Annotated in this window: 20 protein-coding genes; 4 read left to right on the top strand and 16 right to left on the bottom strand. The window is 70.0% G+C overall.

What is annotated here, in order from left to right:
• The first annotated feature begins 8 nt into the window (after window positions 1-8).
• From R9Z33_RS16265 to R9Z33_RS16255, 3 genes are read left to right on the top strand one after another with little or no spacing between them, the layout of a single operon-like run.
• Window positions 9-710: a glutathione S-transferase family protein gene (locus tag R9Z33_RS16265; RefSeq protein WP_318647628.1), complete on the top strand. Its 702-nt coding sequence runs from the start codon at window positions 9-11 to the stop codon at window positions 708-710.
• Window positions 711-738: 28 nt separating this feature from the next.
• The gene (locus tag R9Z33_RS16260) at window positions 739-1,260 is read left to right on the top strand and encodes a redoxin domain-containing protein (RefSeq protein ID WP_318647627.1); all 522 of its coding nucleotides are present in this window, start codon (window positions 739-741) and stop codon (window positions 1,258-1,260) included.
• 7 nt (window positions 1,261-1,267) lie between these two features.
• A complete protein-coding gene (locus tag R9Z33_RS16255; protein WP_318647626.1) occupies window positions 1,268-1,951 on the top strand; it encodes a haloacid dehalogenase type II in 684 nt (227 codons plus the stop codon).
• 310 nt (window positions 1,952-2,261) lie between these two features.
• On the opposite strand, the gene R9Z33_RS16250 is transcribed toward R9Z33_RS16255, so the two are convergent.
• The 8 genes from R9Z33_RS16250 to R9Z33_RS16215 all read right to left on the bottom strand — a co-directional run bounded on the left by R9Z33_RS16250 (window position 2,262) and on the right by R9Z33_RS16215 (window position 10,642).
• Complete coding sequence (locus tag R9Z33_RS16250) at window positions 2,262-4,103, bottom strand: hypothetical protein (RefSeq protein WP_318647625.1); 1,842 nt, start codon at window positions 4,101-4,103, stop codon at window positions 2,262-2,264.
• A gap of 12 nt (window positions 4,104-4,115) precedes the next feature.
• Window positions 4,116-6,137: a phage tail protein gene (locus R9Z33_RS16245; protein WP_318647624.1), complete on the bottom strand. Its 2,022-nt coding sequence runs from the start codon at window positions 6,135-6,137 to the stop codon at window positions 4,116-4,118.
• Window positions 6,138-6,151: 14 nt separating this feature from the next.
• Window positions 6,152-6,508 (bottom strand): DUF6950 family protein, encoded by a 357-nt coding sequence (locus R9Z33_RS16240; protein ID WP_318647623.1) that lies wholly within the window; start codon window positions 6,506-6,508, stop codon window positions 6,152-6,154.
• Entirely contained in the window at window positions 6,505-7,071 is a 567-nt protein-coding gene (locus R9Z33_RS16235) for a hypothetical protein (protein WP_318647622.1), read from the bottom strand. Before R9Z33_RS16235 ends, R9Z33_RS16240 begins: the two co-directional genes overlap by 4 nt.
• A complete protein-coding gene (locus tag R9Z33_RS16230; RefSeq protein WP_318647621.1) occupies window positions 7,071-7,757 on the bottom strand; it encodes a hypothetical protein in 687 nt (228 codons plus the stop codon). The genes R9Z33_RS16235 and R9Z33_RS16230 overlap by 1 nt, the downstream gene beginning before the upstream one ends.
• Window positions 7,758-7,761: 4 nt before the next feature.
• Window positions 7,762-9,918 (bottom strand): tape measure protein, encoded by a 2,157-nt coding sequence (locus R9Z33_RS16225; protein WP_318647620.1) that lies wholly within the window; start codon window positions 9,916-9,918, stop codon window positions 7,762-7,764.
• A 29-nt stretch (window positions 9,919-9,947) separates the two neighbouring features.
• Window positions 9,948-10,100: a hypothetical protein gene (locus R9Z33_RS16220; protein WP_318647619.1), complete on the bottom strand. Its 153-nt coding sequence runs from the start codon at window positions 10,098-10,100 to the stop codon at window positions 9,948-9,950.
• A gap of 164 nt (window positions 10,101-10,264) precedes the next feature.
• Window positions 10,265-10,642, bottom strand: a complete 378-nt coding sequence (locus tag R9Z33_RS16215) for a hypothetical protein (RefSeq protein WP_318647618.1) — start codon at window positions 10,640-10,642, stop codon at window positions 10,265-10,267.
• Window positions 10,643-11,001: 359 nt separating this feature from the next.
• Between R9Z33_RS16215 and R9Z33_RS16210 the strand changes: the two genes are divergently transcribed.
• A complete protein-coding gene (locus tag R9Z33_RS16210; protein ID WP_318647617.1) occupies window positions 11,002-12,021 on the top strand; it encodes a DUF3800 domain-containing protein in 1,020 nt (339 codons plus the stop codon).
• 41 nt (window positions 12,022-12,062) lie between these two features.
• Here R9Z33_RS16210 and R9Z33_RS16205 read toward each other — a convergent pair whose 3' ends face one another.
• From R9Z33_RS16205 to R9Z33_RS16170, 8 genes are read right to left on the bottom strand one after another with little or no spacing between them, the layout of a single operon-like run.
• A complete protein-coding gene (locus R9Z33_RS16205) occupies window positions 12,063-13,016 on the bottom strand; it encodes a phage tail tube protein (RefSeq protein ID WP_318647616.1) in 954 nt (317 codons plus the stop codon).
• Between the two features lie 21 nt (window positions 13,017-13,037).
• On the bottom strand, window positions 13,038-13,484 hold the full coding sequence (locus R9Z33_RS16200) for a hypothetical protein (RefSeq protein WP_318647615.1): 447 nt from the start codon (window positions 13,482-13,484) through the stop codon (window positions 13,038-13,040).
• Window positions 13,481-13,609, bottom strand: a complete 129-nt coding sequence (locus R9Z33_RS16195; protein ID WP_318647614.1) for a hypothetical protein — start codon at window positions 13,607-13,609, stop codon at window positions 13,481-13,483. The genes R9Z33_RS16200 and R9Z33_RS16195 overlap by 4 nt, the downstream gene beginning before the upstream one ends.
• On the bottom strand, window positions 13,606-14,331 hold the full coding sequence (locus tag R9Z33_RS16190; protein ID WP_318647613.1) for a DUF6441 family protein: 726 nt from the start codon (window positions 14,329-14,331) through the stop codon (window positions 13,606-13,608). Before R9Z33_RS16190 ends, R9Z33_RS16195 begins: the two co-directional genes overlap by 4 nt.
• A gap of 3 nt (window positions 14,332-14,334) precedes the next feature.
• Window positions 14,335-14,634: a hypothetical protein gene (locus R9Z33_RS16185; RefSeq protein WP_318647612.1), complete on the bottom strand. Its 300-nt coding sequence runs from the start codon at window positions 14,632-14,634 to the stop codon at window positions 14,335-14,337.
• Window positions 14,635-14,644: 10 nt separating this feature from the next.
• The gene (locus R9Z33_RS16180) at window positions 14,645-14,953 is read right to left on the bottom strand and encodes a head-tail joining protein (protein ID WP_318647611.1); all 309 of its coding nucleotides are present in this window, start codon (window positions 14,951-14,953) and stop codon (window positions 14,645-14,647) included.
• Window positions 14,950-15,588, bottom strand: coding sequence for a structural protein (locus R9Z33_RS16175; protein ID WP_318647610.1), 639 nt, complete (start codon window positions 15,586-15,588; stop codon window positions 14,950-14,952). Before R9Z33_RS16175 ends, R9Z33_RS16180 begins: the two co-directional genes overlap by 4 nt.
• Entirely contained in the window at window positions 15,585-15,932 is a 348-nt protein-coding gene (locus tag R9Z33_RS16170; protein ID WP_318647609.1) for a DUF2190 family protein, read from the bottom strand. The genes R9Z33_RS16175 and R9Z33_RS16170 overlap by 4 nt, the downstream gene beginning before the upstream one ends.
• Window positions 15,933-15,983: the final 51 nt, after the last annotated feature.

Here is a 15,983-nt window from a genome sequence, read left to right as displayed (position 1 = left end):
ACGCACTCATGATCCGCTTCTATTTCCACCCGACGCCGAACCCCGCCAAGATTGCGCTGTTCCTGGAAGAGGCCGGCCTCGTCTACGAGACCGTGCCGGTGGACACGATGAAGGGCGAACAGCACGAGGCTGCCTTCCGCGCCATCAACCCCAACGGCAAGGTGCCGGCCATTGTCGATACGGAAGGGCCGGGCGGGACCGAGGCGCGCGTCTTCGACAGCAGCGCCATCCTGCTCTACCTCGGCGACAAGACCGGGCAGTTCCTCGGTACGCCCGCGGACCGGCCGGAGTTGCTCTCCTGGCTGTTCTTCATCGCCTCAGGTCTCGGTCCCTTCTCCGGCCAGGCCGTGCACTTCCAATGGGCCGCGCCCGAGGGGCTCGACTATGCGCGCAACCGCTACCGGCGCGAGGCGGAGCGGCACTACCAGGTGCTGGAAGATCACCTCGGCGGACGGGAATTCATTGTGGGCGGCGGCTACACAATCGCCGACATGTCGGCCTGGGGCTGGATCGACCGCGCATCGCGCGTGATGAAGGGCGAAGCCGATCCACTGGCTGGTTTCCCAGAAATCAAGCGCTGGTTCCAGGGCATCGATGCACGACCTGCGGTGGCCCGTGCGCGCGCCGTGGGCAAGGACCACGCCTTCAAGAAGGATGCGGACGAGGCAGCGAAGCGCGCGATGTACCCGTCCAACTACGCTGCCGCCTGAACGCCATCACCCGCAAGGAGACCGCATCGTGACCCAGACCATGAAACTCGCCGCCGGCGCGTCCTTTCCCGCCATCACCGTGCCGCGCCTGGGCGGCGGTGAGATCGCTCCCGCCGCGATGGAAGGCTGGCGCCTGCTGGTCGTCTACCGCGGCAAGCACTGCCCGCTTTGTAAGCCCTATCTCGGCACTCTCGATAAGCTCACCGAGGAGTTCGCGGCGGCCGGTGTCGCGGTTTTGGCGGTATCCGCCGACCCGGAGGACAAGGCCGCGGCCGATCATGCCGAATTCGGCTGGCGCTTTCCGCTCGGCTTCGGGCTGACCATCGCGCAGATGCAGGCGTTGGGGCTTTATGTCTCGAATCCACGCTCGCCGCAGGAGACCGACCGGCCCTTCGCGGAGCCTGGCCTGTTCCTGATCAACCCTGCCGGGCAGGTGCAACTGATCGACATCTCGAACGCACCCTTCGCGCGTCCCGACCTTGCCGGCATCGCCCGCGGCGCGAAGCGCATCCAGGAGATGAATTATCCGATCCGCGGCACGCTGGTCTGATCGCGCCATGCTGACCGGTATCCGCGCCTGCGTCTTCGATGCTTATGGCACGCTCTTCGACTTCGCTACGGCGGCAGCCGGCTGTGCCGATGTGCTGGGTGACAAGGCCGGTGCATTGACCGCCCTTTGGCGCGACAAGCAGCTTCAATATTCCTGGCTGCGCGGGCTGCAGGGGCGCTACGTACCGTTCTGGCAGGTCACGGGCGACGCCCTGGACTTCTCGCTGGAGACACTTGACCTGCCGGCGAAAGGGCCACTGCGCGAGCGTCTGATGGACCTGTACCGCACGCTCGGTACCTTCCCCGAAGTGCCCGGCGTGCTCCGCGCGCTGCGCGAGGCGGGCTTTGCAACAGCCATCCTGTCGAACGGTTCGCCAGACATGCTGGCGAGTGTAGTCGAGAGCGCCGGGCTCGACGGGGCCTTCGATGCGGCGATTTCGGTGGATGAGGTCGGCAACTTCAAGCCCGATCCCCGCGTCTATCAACGCGCGGTCGAACGGCTCGGTGTGCCGGCGGAGGCGATTGCCTTCCAATCGTCCAACGCGTGGGATGCGCATGCCGCCTCAGCCTTCGGCATGCGCGTGGTGTGGTGCAATCGCTATGGCCAGCGGCGCGAACGGCTGCCCGGCGCCCCGGATTACGAAATCCGCAGCCTTGCCGAGTTGCCGGCGTTGCTTGCGCCACAGGCATAGCGCTGCGATCTGCGATGCGGGGGCGTTGCCCACCGCAGCCGTTGCCGACGTGTGGATCGGTGGCCCGCTGGCTTCATCCTCGCGCGCCGCCCTGGCGTATGTTGCGCATCGCTGGGGAACCGGACCCGAAAACGCGGGGATCGCCGCAGGCGCCGCACGAGGGGCAGACCGAGGACCGTGGTGGGGATGGCGGCGAACCCGTCGGTGGCTACCAGGCCGGCGGTCATGGGGCCGGGCAAGAGGTATGGTCCGTGCCCAGAATGATGTTGCGGCTGGGCACGCGCATCCCATCCATCGTCGGCAGGTCAGGTCATGCCATGCGCCGCTTGGTAACCTCCACCGACAGAGTTGCCGCAGCCAGGTCGAACGTCGCGCCCGAGATGTTCCGCGCCATCACCCTGACCGTGTTGTTCGACCACACGGCTGCGTCGAGCTCGATGAACCGCGTCGACGACACCAGCGACGCCTGCGCGAGATCGCCGGCCCGCGCGCCGTTCACCGTGACATCGATCAGCGCCGTCGCCCCCGGCGCCATGCTCGGCAGATCCCAGGACACTTCCGCGGCAAACTCCCGCCGCCCCGAGCCGAACAGCGCCCCGGTCAACAGCGGCGTGCCGTTCAGCACCGCAGGCGCCGCCTCCGGCAGCCCGTAGAGCCGCAGCGACTGCAAATCGATCGGCCCGTCAAAGCCGATCACGCCCACCTGGGCATAGGCCACGGACGCACCGACGCGGATGGTCTGCCGGCGATTGAAGTTGGCATCGTCCATCGGCGCGCCGGCGTTCCACCCCTTGGCCGGGCCGTTCCATTGCATGGTGGTGATCGAGGCCAGCACATCGCCCGCGATATCCTCGCGGACATTCCCCGCCCCGTCGAACACCCGCACGAACAACCGCCCGCCCGAAGCGCCGCTCGTCAGCCAATGCGCCAGTGCGAATTCCTTCGCCTGCGAGGTGTCCAGCATCCACCCGAGCCCACGGTTCGCCGCCAGCGTCACGGCACGGTCCGTGGGCGTCACATCCGTCAGCCCGTTGAAGCAGAAATCCGCCATGAAGGTCGCGGTGGTGGTCGAGGTGGCGATGGTGATCAGCCCCTCCACCCCGACCTCCGTCGCCGACTGCCGGAACGCCGCCGCGCGGGTGTTCGGTACGCCGGCCAGGAAGCGCTGAAACCGCGATGCTGGCGCGCGATGCCGGTTGATCACCGCATTGCCGCAGCGGTTCGCGGTCGCGGTGTAGTCGATGCCGACCAGGTAGGTGTTGGTCCAGGCGATGTCATACTCGCAATCCTGCGCACCCGCCGTGTGCCGCGCCGCCAGTGGCGAGCAGGCCTCCATGCGCATGTTGCGCGCGATGACGGCGGAGCCCGAGGTCTGGTTCAGGAAGGGGATGGCGAAGTTGCTGCCGGCCTGGCGCAGCTCGAAGTTCGGCGCGTCGAAGACGTGGCGATTGTGGTTGGAATAGGCGCCCGCCTCGTTGCCGAACCGCACGCCGAAGCGATCCTGGCTCGCATTCACCCCGGTCGCCTGGGCGAAGTGGCCACCGTAGTAGCGGACCGAAGTGTTCCAGGCGGTGGCCGTCGCGCACCAGATATCGAGCCCGATGCGGTTGTTGACGATGCGGCCCAGCGTGAAGGTGCTGTCCTCGACGCCGCGGCCATCGCCCAGCGTGCGCATGCCGATGGTGAAACCCTCGACGCGGCGCAGCTCGATCTGGCTGGCATCGACGTTGCGCACGGTGATGCCGATGTCCGCCTCGGAGGACCAATCGGAGATCGTCTGCCGAATGACGTTTAGCCCGGTGTAGAGCTTCTCCGCGTTGCGGATGGTCCCGCCATCGCCGAGCACGAGGACGCTGGTCGGCGCCGTGCCTGTGTAGCGGATGGTGCCCTGCATGATCAGGCCGCGCGCCCCGCCTGGCAGCGTCACGGTGCCGGAGACGTTCCAGGTGCCGGGCGGGATCATCGCGAACTTCTGGTCCGCGCCGGCGCGATCGAAGGCGGCCTGGATGGCGTTGCGATCATCGGCCACGCCATCGCCGAGCCCGCCGAAGTCATTGGGCAGCACGGCCTCGCGGTCGCGCAGATACTTGGCGAAATCGCTCTTGTTGAGGTTGGCGTTGAGGACCAGCAGGTCATCGATGCGGGCCGGCATGGCGTTCTCCGATCAGAGGGCGGTGGCGGTGACCGGGCCGGCGAAGGCGGAGACGTTGCCTTCGGCCGAGACGCTGCGGAGCCAGTACCAGCGGGTCTGGACGGTGGTGAGGCCGGTGCGGTCCCACGGCAGCGCGGTCGGCTCGCTGGCCAGCTTGGTGGCGGCGGTGAGACTGGCGCTGCTGGCCTCGAAGACCTGCAGGCGCACAGCATCTGCGGGAAAGCCGCCCGACAGTCGCACGCCGCCGGCGATGCCCGTTGCGGCCAGACCCGAGGCCGCTGCCGGCACCAGCGCCTCGCGCCAGCCCGACACTGCTCCGCTGCGCGCCTGCGCCCGCACCCGGAATGCGGTGGGCTCCGCGGTGGGGATGGCCACCGCCGTGGCGCCGAAGCCGCCTGCATAGCCCTGCCAGACCGCCACCGAGGCAGGCCGGAACTCGATCTCGTAGCCGGCGAGATAGGCCGAGCCCACTGCGGACCACGAGACCGCGATCGCCGTGAAGGTCGTGCCGAGCGGCGTCTCCACCAGGATGGCGGCGGGTGCTGCGATAACGCCCGGGTTCGGCAGCACGACGGACGGGTTCTGCCCCGTTGCGCGCTCGTCCGTCGCCGGGTTCCACGCCCAGACGGCCGGATCCTCCTCGGCCAGTTGCAGGTTCACCCCGCCATCGGACGCCAGCGCCCAGCCCGTCACCCGCGCCGGGAAAGGCGTCAGGCGTTCGAGAGCCACCGTTACCCCATCCCAGGGCCGCAGGCGCAGCGCCGAGAGGTTGGCCTGCATCGCCACCTCGCGCTGGCGGCGGTTGCGCTCCAGTTCGATTTTCATGAGGCGCTGGACCGTCGCTGCCGAGGTGGTGAGCGGGAATTCCATGTCCCGGTAGATCGCCTCGCCGCCATCCTCGGTGACGTAGTTGCTGGCGAGCAGCGGCGGGGCGTCGGTGGGCTGCCAGGCGGCGGCCGGCTCGACATAGACAGCACGCACCCCGTTGAAGAGATCCCGCCGCGGGCGCGAGCCCACGATGGTGACGTCGCCGCGCAGATCGTCGGAGGTGAGTGTCGCCGCCGGCAGCGCGGGCGCCCCGGCATGGATGTAGAAGCGCCCGCCCGAAACCACCAAGGCGCCCGCCATGGCGGCCACCAGCTTGCGGGTGATGGCGATCTTGCCCTCGCCGAGCGTGACGGCGCCGTTCACGGTGTAGCGCCGCTCGGCGGTGCCATCGCGCCGGCCCATGATCTCGTCGCAGATGTTGGCCGCGGCCATGAGCGCCGGCAGGTCGATGTCGGCCCAGGCGGCGCGCCACCCGAAGGGCGAGGTCAGGTACCAGGCCAGGCACAGCGCCGGATTGTCGGACCAGCCGGTGGCGCCGGTGCGCGGATCGAGAATGGTGTCCGCACCCTCGACGATGGCGGAGAGGCTGGGCGCGCCGGAGGGAAAGGCCTCGGGCCGCAGCTTGAGTCGTACGGCGAGATAGGCCCGGCCCTGGCCGCGATGGGCCGCCGTCCATTGGCCGCCGGTGTCCGCCACGAGGTTGGCATTGGCCGCCTGGCCGGGATCGCCCAGCGCGCGGTCGATCCGCAGCAGGCCGGCAAACTTCGCGTCGGTGGAGGCGGTGCCGTTGAGGAACACCTCGCCGATGGCGCGCACGCGATGCGCGGCGAGCACCACGACGACGTGGAGAAAGCCGTCGGCGCGGCCCTCATCATCGGTGGCGGAATGCAGGAACACCACGGGGCCGGAGGTGCGGCAGCGCCCGAAGACGATCTGGTGCTCGGTGATGGGCTGGCGGAAGGATTGGGTTCGGCCGGCGCCGGGCGTGCGCGGATCGAAGCCCGAGCCCGGCCCGGTGTCGGTCCCTGGCGTGACGTTGGCGCTGCGGGCGGCGGAGGGCGACTTGGGGCGGAAGACCGCGGCACCCACGGCGGAAACCACCAGGGCGGCGCCGGCGGCCGCCACGGCGCCCAGAACGCCGCCGCCAATGACGGCGGAGGCAGCGGCTCCCGCCGCGGCGGCGATGAAGGGGATGGCGACGGGCATGGTCTATCAGTCCCTCACCAGCCGATGCGCCACGCCACGGCGCAGGTCGTGATCGGCGCGCGCAGCAGCCCCACGGGCCCGACGAAGGCGACGCGGCCGGCGTCGAGCACGACGCCGAGGCGATCGGGGTCGCTGGCCAGCACCACGTCCCCCGCGCGAGCGAAGGGCACCGGGACGCGCGGGTAGCCCGCTGTGTCGGCCATCGCGGCGAGGGTCGGGCGGTGCTGCCAGGACGGCCGCTGCCCAGTGCAGGCCACTACCGCCGCCATGGCGAAGCGCCCGCAGTTCCAGCACGCCGCGTCGAAGGGCCGATGCTCAGCCGCGATGATCAGCGCCGCCAGCCGCTCCGGCCAGTCGGGCAGCCGGGTCACTGGATCGGCAGCCGGATCTCCGCCTCCTGCAGAGCCGGGACGAACTCGAAGAACCGATCGCCGGGGTATTCTGCCTGCTGGTCGGCGTCGGTGTAGCGCCGCACCTCGGCCCGCTCGAGGTCCACCAGCCGGCTCTCGCAGGCCAGTGCGACGGAGGGCTCCGCGCCGTCCGTCACCTCCATCGTGTCCATCAGCCCCGCCCAGAGCGGGAACGGGTCCGCCACGAAGGCCCCCTGCGCATCGAGCAGTGCGCCCCATAGCGTCACCGGCCGCAGGCGATAGCTCCGCTCGGCCAGTGCGATATCCACCACCTCCTGCGGCACGGGCGACAGCGCCAGGGTCAGCCGGACGGCGCGCAGCTCCACCGTCTCCTCCACATCGGAGATGGCGCCGATGCTGCCGGCGCCCTCGAACACCTTCCCGGCCCAGTCCAGCGGCCCGAGCCCGGTCCAGACGCGAAAGGGGCCGGTGGCGAAGTCGAGCTCGACCAGCACCACCGGCGTGGCGATCGGCGCGGTCGCGGCGGCGGCCGCCTGATTGCTGAGGCGTGGGGTGCCGAACATCAGAGGGCTTCCTCGAGGCGGATGGTGACGGCGGCAAAGGGGCCAGGCCGCGTCGGGTTGGCCGCCTCGTCGTCGGACACCAGCCGCATTGGCACGCTCGGCAGCGACAGGATGATCGGCTCGCCCACCACCATTGCGGCGCGCAGTGGCGGTGCGATGGCAACGGTGGCGGTCCCAGCCCCGGAGGCGGCGACCGCAGCGGTGGCGATGTAGAGCCGCCCGCCAAGCCCGATGTAGTCGCCGGCGCCGACCGCCACGGTACTGGGCCACCAGCCCTGAGTGACGATGGACAGCGCCCCGCGTGGCGCGCCGGCCGCCAGGGACGGATTGCCAGAGCCGACGACCAGCCCCGTCCCATCCGTAAAGATGGTCGCATCCGAGAAGCTGTAGGGCCCGGTCGGCACATCGCCCTGGCTGCGCGGATCGCCGGTGCGGTATTCGCGCCGCCAGTCCCAGATGCGGACGGTGTTGGCCGAGCCGGCGAGTGCCGCCAGCAGCCCGTCCATCACCCCGGCCTGGACGCGCCCCAGCGGCTCGAAGCTCGCCTCGGCGACCCAGCGCGCGCCCTCACGCCGCAGCACCTGCGTGGCGCGGGTGACGGGGGAGACAAAGCGCAGCGTGTTGTGCTGCAGGTAGAAGCTCAGCCGCGACGGCCGCAGCACGGCGGGCCAGGCGTATTCCGTCATGGCCCTATCCCCGCACGATGGAGGTGGCGCTGCCGCCGCGGCGGATGGCGTCGAGCGTGGCGGCACTCGCCTGGCGGACGATTTGCGCCGAGAGCACGCGCAGCCGCGCCTCGACGCCGGCATCGGCGCCGCGCGCGTCGATGGTGATGCTCTGGTTGATCACCGGGCCACCTGGCGCCATGCCGTTGGGCAGCACCGTGCCGCTGCGGTTCGGCACGAACCATTCGGGGCCGCGTTCGCCGACGATATAGGGCTGGCCGCCCGCCACCGGCCCGCCCTCGGCGCGGAACAGCCCACCCAGCGCCGAGCCGATCCCCGAGAAGATCGAGCCGAAGTCAAAGCCGCTGAGGCTGGAGGTCACCGCCGTGCCGAGCGGCTCGGTGATGGTGCGGCGGACGACGATGCGGGCGATGTCCTGCAGGATGCCCTGCAGCACCTTGGAAAAACTCTCGCCCTTGATGATCGCGTCCTCGAAGGCGGAGGAGAAGGTCAGGCCCAGCTCGCGCGCCGTGTTGCTCGTGCGCTCCGTGGCCTGCTGAACGCGCTGCTGGCTGCGCTCAAGCTCCTCCAGCGCGGCATTGGCCTCGCGCGAGACAGTCTCGTCGGGGATGGGCTGGCCGATGCGCTCGGAGCGCTCCACCAGCCGGCCGAGGGTTTCCAGGCGCCGGGTGTACCGCTCCTGGGCGTTCTCGTTGTTCTGGATCAGCCGCTCGCGTTCGCGGATGATGTCGTTGATCTCGCGCTCGGCCTCGCGGTCGGGGCGCGGGATTGCGGCCACACGGCGGGTGGTGCCCTCGATGCGGCGCAGCGCCTCGTCGCGTTCACGCAGCGCCAGGGTTTCGAGGCGCGTGCGGTCGGCAGTGGTGATCCCGCCGGCGGCCTCGGCCTCGCGCAGGCGGCGGACGCGGTCCTCATATTCGCTGTTGATCCGGAAGCGGTCGTCGAGCGCCTTGCGGAGTTCCTCGGCATCGGCGGCGGTGCGGCGGCGACGCGCCTCTGCGGCCTGGGCAGCGGCGCTCTCCTGCTCGGTGCGCTGGCGCTCGCCGGCCGCCGCCTCCCCGCGGGTGATCTCATCCTGCAGTTCGGCGTACTGGCGGCGCAGTTCCTCCAGCCGGGCAGCGCGATCCACGCCGGCCTGCTGCTGGCCGGTCCCGACCAGGCCGCCCTGGATCGAACCACGACGGGGCTGCGAGCGCAGGCTGTCGCGGCCGTCACTCTCGGCCTCGAGACGGGCGATCTGGGCGCGCAGCGCCTCGGCCTGGGCGCGACGGTCGGCCTCCTGCTCGGAGGGGAGCAGCAGGCCGGAACCGCGACGCACGCCGTCCAGCACGCGGGCGGCGCCGGACAGCGCACGCGCCAGCGCGTTGGACAGGCCGATCGCCTGGTCGAGCCGGGCGAGGAACTGGTCGGCGGCGGCGGTGAGCTGCCCGAAGGCGCGGCCGACCGAGAGCGGCGCGCGCTCGAACTCACCATTCAGCCGTTCGACGGCGCGCAGCAGCGCGGGGAAGACCTTGTCGGCGGTGAGCTTGCCCTCGGAGCCGAGCTTGCGCAGCTCGCCGATGGAGACGCCGAGCTCGCGGGCCAGCGCCTGCGCCAGCGTGGGCAGGCCTTCCAGGATGGAGCGGAGCTCGTCGCCCTGGAGCGTGCCCGACGCCAGGGCTTGGGCGAGCTGCTGGGTGCTGGAGGCGATCTCCTGCTGCGAAGCGCCCGATGCGATGGCGATGCGCTGCAGGCCACCCACCAGGGTGGCGACCTGGTCGGAGGTGGCGCCGATCTCGCGGGCCGCGATCGAAAAGCGGGCGAAGGCGTCCACGCTCTCGCGGACGGCGACGCCGGTCTGCAGGCTGTCGCGGTACAGCCGATCGTAGATCTCGCCGGCACGCTCGACGGAGCCGAGGGCCGTGTTGAGCCGGCCCATGGACTGGGTGAGCGCGTCGCCGGCCACCACCACGGCGCGCAGGCCCGCGGCGAGGCCTGCGATCTGCACGCCACGCACCGCGACGTCGAGCAGGTCGAGCGCGCGGGAGGCGCGATCGGCGCCGCCCTGGATGCGTTCCAAGCTGCGCTGGCCGGTCTCGCCGACTTCGCGCAGTTCCTGCTTGACCCGGGCGGCATCGTCCAGCGACAGCCGGACCGAGACGCGGCGCGTGCTATCCGCCATGGGTCACGCCTCCTGCGTTGGTCGGGTGGTCAGGGCCCGGGCGGATCAGTGCGCCGCGCGGCGCTGCCAGCGGCGAGGCCCACGCGCATGGCGAGCAGCAGTTCCGCCGTCGCCCAGCCGGTGGCGCCCATCTCGCGAGCGGTGCCGAGTGCGGCCGGCATATCGAGATCGAGGCCCGCCATGGTCACCGTGGCGCAGGTGGTGCCGGCGGCCCAGGCTGCGGCGCCCTCGACGCTGGCCGGCGCGTGGGCGGCGTAGGGACAGGCGAGGCCACAGTCGCGATCGAGGGCCGCGCAGCCGCGGCAATAGTCAGGGCCCTGGCCGAAATGCCATTCGGCCCGAGCCCTCAGCCGTTTCCCTCCAGGGCCACGGCGGCGACGGGGCCGGTGGCGCGGTCCCAGAAGGCGGCAGCCATCTCGTCCATGTCCATCAGGCGCTCGACCGCCTCGGGCGAGAGCGGCAGCGGCCTGCCGGCAGCGTCGCCGACGCCCTCCCAGGCGGTGACGGCGTGGCGGGCCAACGCTTTCACCAGGAACGCGAAGGCCAAGCCGCGGGCCATGTCGGGGTCGAGGTCCGCCTCCGCGGCCCGCAGCGCGCCAAGGCGGCGGGCGGAGCCGGCCTGGGCGGCGGCCATGACGGCGGTGGTGACGGGGCGGATTTCCACGCGGACGCCGCGGGGCAGGTCGAGCCAGTACGGCTCGACCGGGAGGTCGAGGGTGAGCATTGGGTTCTCCGCTTTGGCTGAGTCTGGGGGAATGATCTGAGTCGGCACAGGCCAGGGAAGCGCGCAACACAAGGCACAGCGTCAACACCGGGGCCTGCCCAACACCCCGGCGCGCCCAGATCAAAGGCGCGGCGCCAAACGCGGGGAAATTCCGTTTAGCGTCCCAAGAAGACCTGCCTGGACAGCTTGTCGCTCATGCGAGAAAAGTCGCCCGGATGGCGGGTTTGCATGCTCGACTTTACCGGAAAGCTTCGACCCGGCGGACACTCGCCATCAAGTTGTCGGCCGGCGAGTAAAATGCAGATTTCGACATCCTCATGGCCCAGCTATTAGGCGCTGCCTGAGGGACGGAGCGAGCCTTGCATATATTTATAGACGAAAGCGGCTCCTTCACCGTTCCCAGCGAAGCGAAAAAGCCTGCGGTTTCTGCCGTCGGCGCAGTCCTTCTGCCGAGCCTTCAGACTCCGCAGATTTTGGCTGAGTTCAAGAGACTTTCGAGCGCCTGGGCAAGCGAAAACGGCGAGGTCAAGGGACGGCTACTGGACGAGGCGCAGGTCGATCGTTTCCTTGGTTTCCTCGCTGACTGTGGTGGACTGGTGGAATGCACGGCAATCGACTTGGCTCTCCACCGCGTATCGGAAATTCGCCACCATCAAGAAATCCAAGCGCGGAAGATCACAGCCAACTTGACTTCCGAGCACCATCCCAACGTTTGGGCAGGGGCCCGCGCTTTGGCTTCGAGGCTTAGTCGCCTTAGCGTGCCAGGCTATGTGCAACTCGTCTCATACTCAGCGCTGTTAGAAGCGATTCTTCGCGAGAAGACGATGTACGTCGTGCAACGACGTCCGGATGATCTGGGTACGCTGGCCTGGACACTGGACGCGAAAGGCCAGCCGATAACCGAAATGGAAAGCCTGTGGAGCTTTCTGGTCAAACCCTTCCTTCAGTCTTCGTCGCTTCAGAACCCGATGGCGCATCTCGACTGGTGTGACTACTCGGCATTCGACCGTGCATTCCAGAGCGACCGCGAAGGCCTGCCAGATTACCTGGCTGCGCACGCGCGCCCTTCGCCGCGCACGCGCAAAAGCGTGCTCGACATCAACCGTCTTCTCGCGGACCTCAATTTCGCCGCCTCGCAGAATGAACCGGGCCTGCAGATGGCCGACATCGCCACGAACGCCATTCGTCGGATGCTGGTGGGCAACTTGCAGCAATCTGGCTGGCGCCGTCTCGCCCGCGTCATGGTTCAACCCGAGCGCGGTAGCGAGGTGGTCCACATGATCGCACTAACGAATCAGCCACGTTCGTGGGCTCGTTCGCCCTATATCTCTCCCCTGCGGACAATCCGTGCAGAAGCCTTGCCGATGGTTGCCGGATAGGAGGCAAGGCTTGCACCCTCGCTATTTCAGCGCCACGAGCGTCACGCGTATTCCGTCCCGGCCTGCTGGTTCCGCAGCACCGCGGTCATCATCCGCGTCGCCGTCGCGTTGAACGCGGCGCGGAAGTCGAAGCTGGCCTCCACCCCGGCCGGCCCCTCAATCGGCGTCTTGGCCAGCGCCAGGTAGACCTCGTGCAGCGTGATGGTCAGGCTGCGGTTGGCGTCGATGGTGAAGGCCATGGCGAATTCCGCCGAGGTACCAGCCTGCGCCTGCGCGAGCAGCGCCGTGTTCTCGAAGCGCACGGTGATCTGGCCGGTGCAGCGCGCGATCCCGGGGTCCACGCCCTCGACCCGGCGATCGGCGCGGATGGTGCGCACCGCCTCCATGCCGTTCGCATAGGTGAGCCGCGCGCCGGTGACCTGCGCCAGTGCAGAGCCGCTGCGGGTGATCGACCCCTGCGCCTTGTTGAACGCCGTGTAGGCGGCGCTCGTCGGCGTGCCGCCTGACGTCGCGCCGGTGCGCACTGAGCCCTGGCCGAGCAGCCCGAAGGTCGCCGTCGCCGCGCCGGTCGGCGTGAAGTCCAGCTCCAGCGTGTCTGCGCGCACGCCCGTGCAGACGTCGAAGGACGGCACGTCCGGATAGCCGATCTCCATCGCGTTGCTGGGCAGCGACGCCGCGCCAGAGCCGAAGGTGTGGATGAAGTTCGTCGTGCCGGTGGTGGTGGGCGCGCCGAGCAGCAGCCGCAGCCAATGGCCGATGTTGATCAGATCGACCGGCACGACCGCCTGGCCGGCGACCGTCACCGTGTCGAGGAAGGGTGCCGCCGGATCCCGGTTGCTGCCGACGCCGATCACGTCGGCATCCAGTAGCGGCTGCTCAGCGCCGAGGTCGCAGGAGAGGAACGGCATGCGCCGCCAGTTGCTGCCGGGTGCGGTGCCGTAGACGGTTTCGGGCAGCATGAGCAGGCGACAATTCGCGCCGATGGCACGGGGCATGGGCTTTCTCCTGGAGCGGGATCAGGCCAGCGGCGAGCCGGCGACGGTGAACCAGAGGGTGATGGGGATGGCGGCAGCGCGGGCCGCTGCGGCCCCCTCGAACTCGACATCCTCGAAGGACGCGCTGCCGGGCTGTGCCCATTCGACGGCGCCGCCCAGGGTGCGATTGGCGGCGATCGCCGCAGCGACATCCACCAGCAGCGCGTCGAGCATTATATTGCGCGCGGCGGGTGTGGCGCCGGCGACGGTGATCTCGACCTCGGCGCGATACTCGATCTGCCATGCGAGCGGGGAGAGGATGGGCGTCTCCTCCACCGCTTCGCCGTCGCGAACGACCACCAGGCCGCCAGCCGGGATGCGTTGCGGGATGGTCTCGCCACGCAGCACGATGGGCGCCGGGTTCCGGGCTGCGAGCGACGCGACCAACCGGCTGTGCAGCGCGGCGATGGCCGTCTCGCGCGCACTCATGCCCACCCCAGCATCGATGCGAAGAAGCGGCCCGTGACCCAGGTGAGCGCCAGGCCGATGGGCACGGCGGCCCAGGACAGAACGACGAGCCCGAGCAGCAGGAGGAAGCGCGCGCGCATGGTCATGCGGCCCTCCCGCTTTGGCGTTCCCATGCCGCGACAAACCGCCCTGGCAGGCGGCGCAGGCCCCGCTCGGCGGCACCGCGCACATCCAGCCGCTTGGCGAGCTTCACCTGCGGCAGGAGAAGGAACATCGGCACCATCCCCTGTTCCAGCAGGCCGCGCGCCCAGGCCTCGCGGCCCTTGCGGTTGGCGGTGCCGACCTCGGTCACACCCCCCGCCACCAATCGCGTGCGCCGCCGCCGCCCGGTCTGCTCGCCCTGCCGCAGGGGCAGGCACCAAACGAAGCCACGGCCCGACTTGAACGGCCGCAGGAAGGCCTGCCCGGAGGCGACCATCTGGGCCGGCGTCACGCGCATGCCCTTCTCACCGCGGCCACGCCGACCGCGCGCCGCATTGAAGCCGGTCGGAATGGCGAGAAACTTCCTGCCGCCCTTGGCGCGGATCAGCGCGCCGCGCTCGAAGGCGTCGATGACATTCGGCACCTTGGTGAAAACCAACCCCGCCGGCCGCAGCGACTGCCCGCTCCGCGGGAAGACCATCGATCGCCAGGCATTGGCGATCCCGCGCGCGTTGCCCGAGAAGGCGGTGGTCACCTGCCGGCGCAGCTCGGCCTTCACCTGCTCGGTCTCGGCGCGGATCGCGGTCATGGCGGCGCGCTCGCCGGCGCGCACCTCGTCCGCCAGCACCTGGCGCAGATCGCCCACGATGCTGGCGCCGAGCCGCATGGATCAGCGCCCGCCGAACTTGCGGCTGAGGACGCGCAGCAACAGGTCGTGCAGCGCCGCATAGCCGAGGGTCCCGGCCAGCCAGGCCACCGCGAAGAGCCACCAGCCATCGAGTTCGAAGGCATGGCCGATGAGCCAGGCGCCGGTGCCGAGGCTACCGCCCGCCAGCGCGTGCAGCAGATAGGCGCGGGTCAGCAGCGGTCGGTCGGTGGAGGAGAAGCGCGCCATCGCCCCGAGCGCACCCAGGGCGCCAGCGAGCAATGCCTCGCCAACGATGCCGCCGATGCGCTCCGGGTCGATCATGGCGGTGCTCCTATCGGCGGCAGAAGACGCGCCAGGCGATGCCGGCGGCGTCACGCTCGGCATGCTGAACGGTCAGGGTGTCGGCACCGAGGGTGAAGGTGTCGTCCGCCTCGACCGCGGGCAGCACGGCGATGGCGACGGTCAGGACGTCGCTGGCCTGGATCACGCTGGTGCCGAAGGCATCTCCAAGCCGGTCCGGTGCCGAGCGGACCACGCGGAGCAGGACCGGAACCCCGGTCCCACCCACGCGATAGCTCGCATCCGCACCGATGTTCGGATCCGCGGCCAGCGCGTCCATCGCCGCGGCAAAGGCGTTCACGCCGGCCGCCGCAGCCGCCAGGCGAGGACGCCCACCACCGCGGCGACGATGACGGCGATGGCGACGGCCGGCGCCAGCGTGCCCAGCGCCTGGATCGCGGGGGCGGCCTGCGCCACGGCGGTGGCGATGCCCGCCGCGCCCACGAGGATCGCACCACGCCCGGTGCCGGTGACGGCCGCCACCTCCCGCAGCGTCGCGGGCTGCGCCGGCGGTACACCGGCCAGGGTGAGCGCGCGGTCAATCACCGCGGCCGGATAGCTCAGCCCGGCGCATTCATGGTGGATGATGGCCTCCACCAGCGGGCGCAGGTGGTCGTGCCGATGCAGGTCGATCGCATCATCCGGACCGACACCGATCCGCCGCGCCACCACCGCGATGTATGCGGCGGTGTCGTTCTCCACCTTGGGCGCCCAACGCTCGATGATCGCCCGCGGCGTGCGCAGCTTATGCCGGTCCTGATAGGTGACCAGCAGCGCCGCCAGCGCGCGGATGCCGAACTCATGGCTGGTGAAGCGGCAGAACCGCCCATCCGAGGGAGGGTCGGCCAGCCCCTGCCATTTGTTGGCCGGGACATGCTCGATGTTGCCTGGGTTGCGGTTGCGATAGCCCCGCGTGGCCTTGGGATCGATACTCACGTGCCGAGGGCCGGCACACGGTTGAGCCACACCCGCACGGTGGTGTCCGCGGCCAGTGCCGCCAGGCTGGCGATGCCCACCTGGAAATTGCCGGCTGCGGTGCTGGTGATACGCCGGTTGGTGTTGTCCCAGAAGACGCGGGCGCCGGCGGTGATGGCGAGCGCCGGTTCCTTCGTGATGTCGAAGACGCCCTGGGTGGCGGCCTCGATGATGGCGTTCTGCGCACCATCGACGGCGGCGACACCGAACAGCGCGCCGACCAGGACGCCCTGGCCGGAGAGAATGCCGCCCGCATAGGGGACGGCGATGGCCAGGCTGTTGCCGGGCTGGACGTAGTTGCGCATGGGGATGAGGTCTCCTCAGAAACACGAAGGGCGCCCGATGGGGCGCCCCGC

It is taken from the genome of Sediminicoccus rosea (assembly GCF_033547095.1).
Classification (GTDB): Bacteria; Pseudomonadota; Alphaproteobacteria; order Acetobacterales; family Acetobacteraceae; genus Roseococcus; species Roseococcus rosea.
Note: the sequence above shows the minus strand (reverse complement) of the source record. Positions and strands in the feature narration are given on the sequence as shown.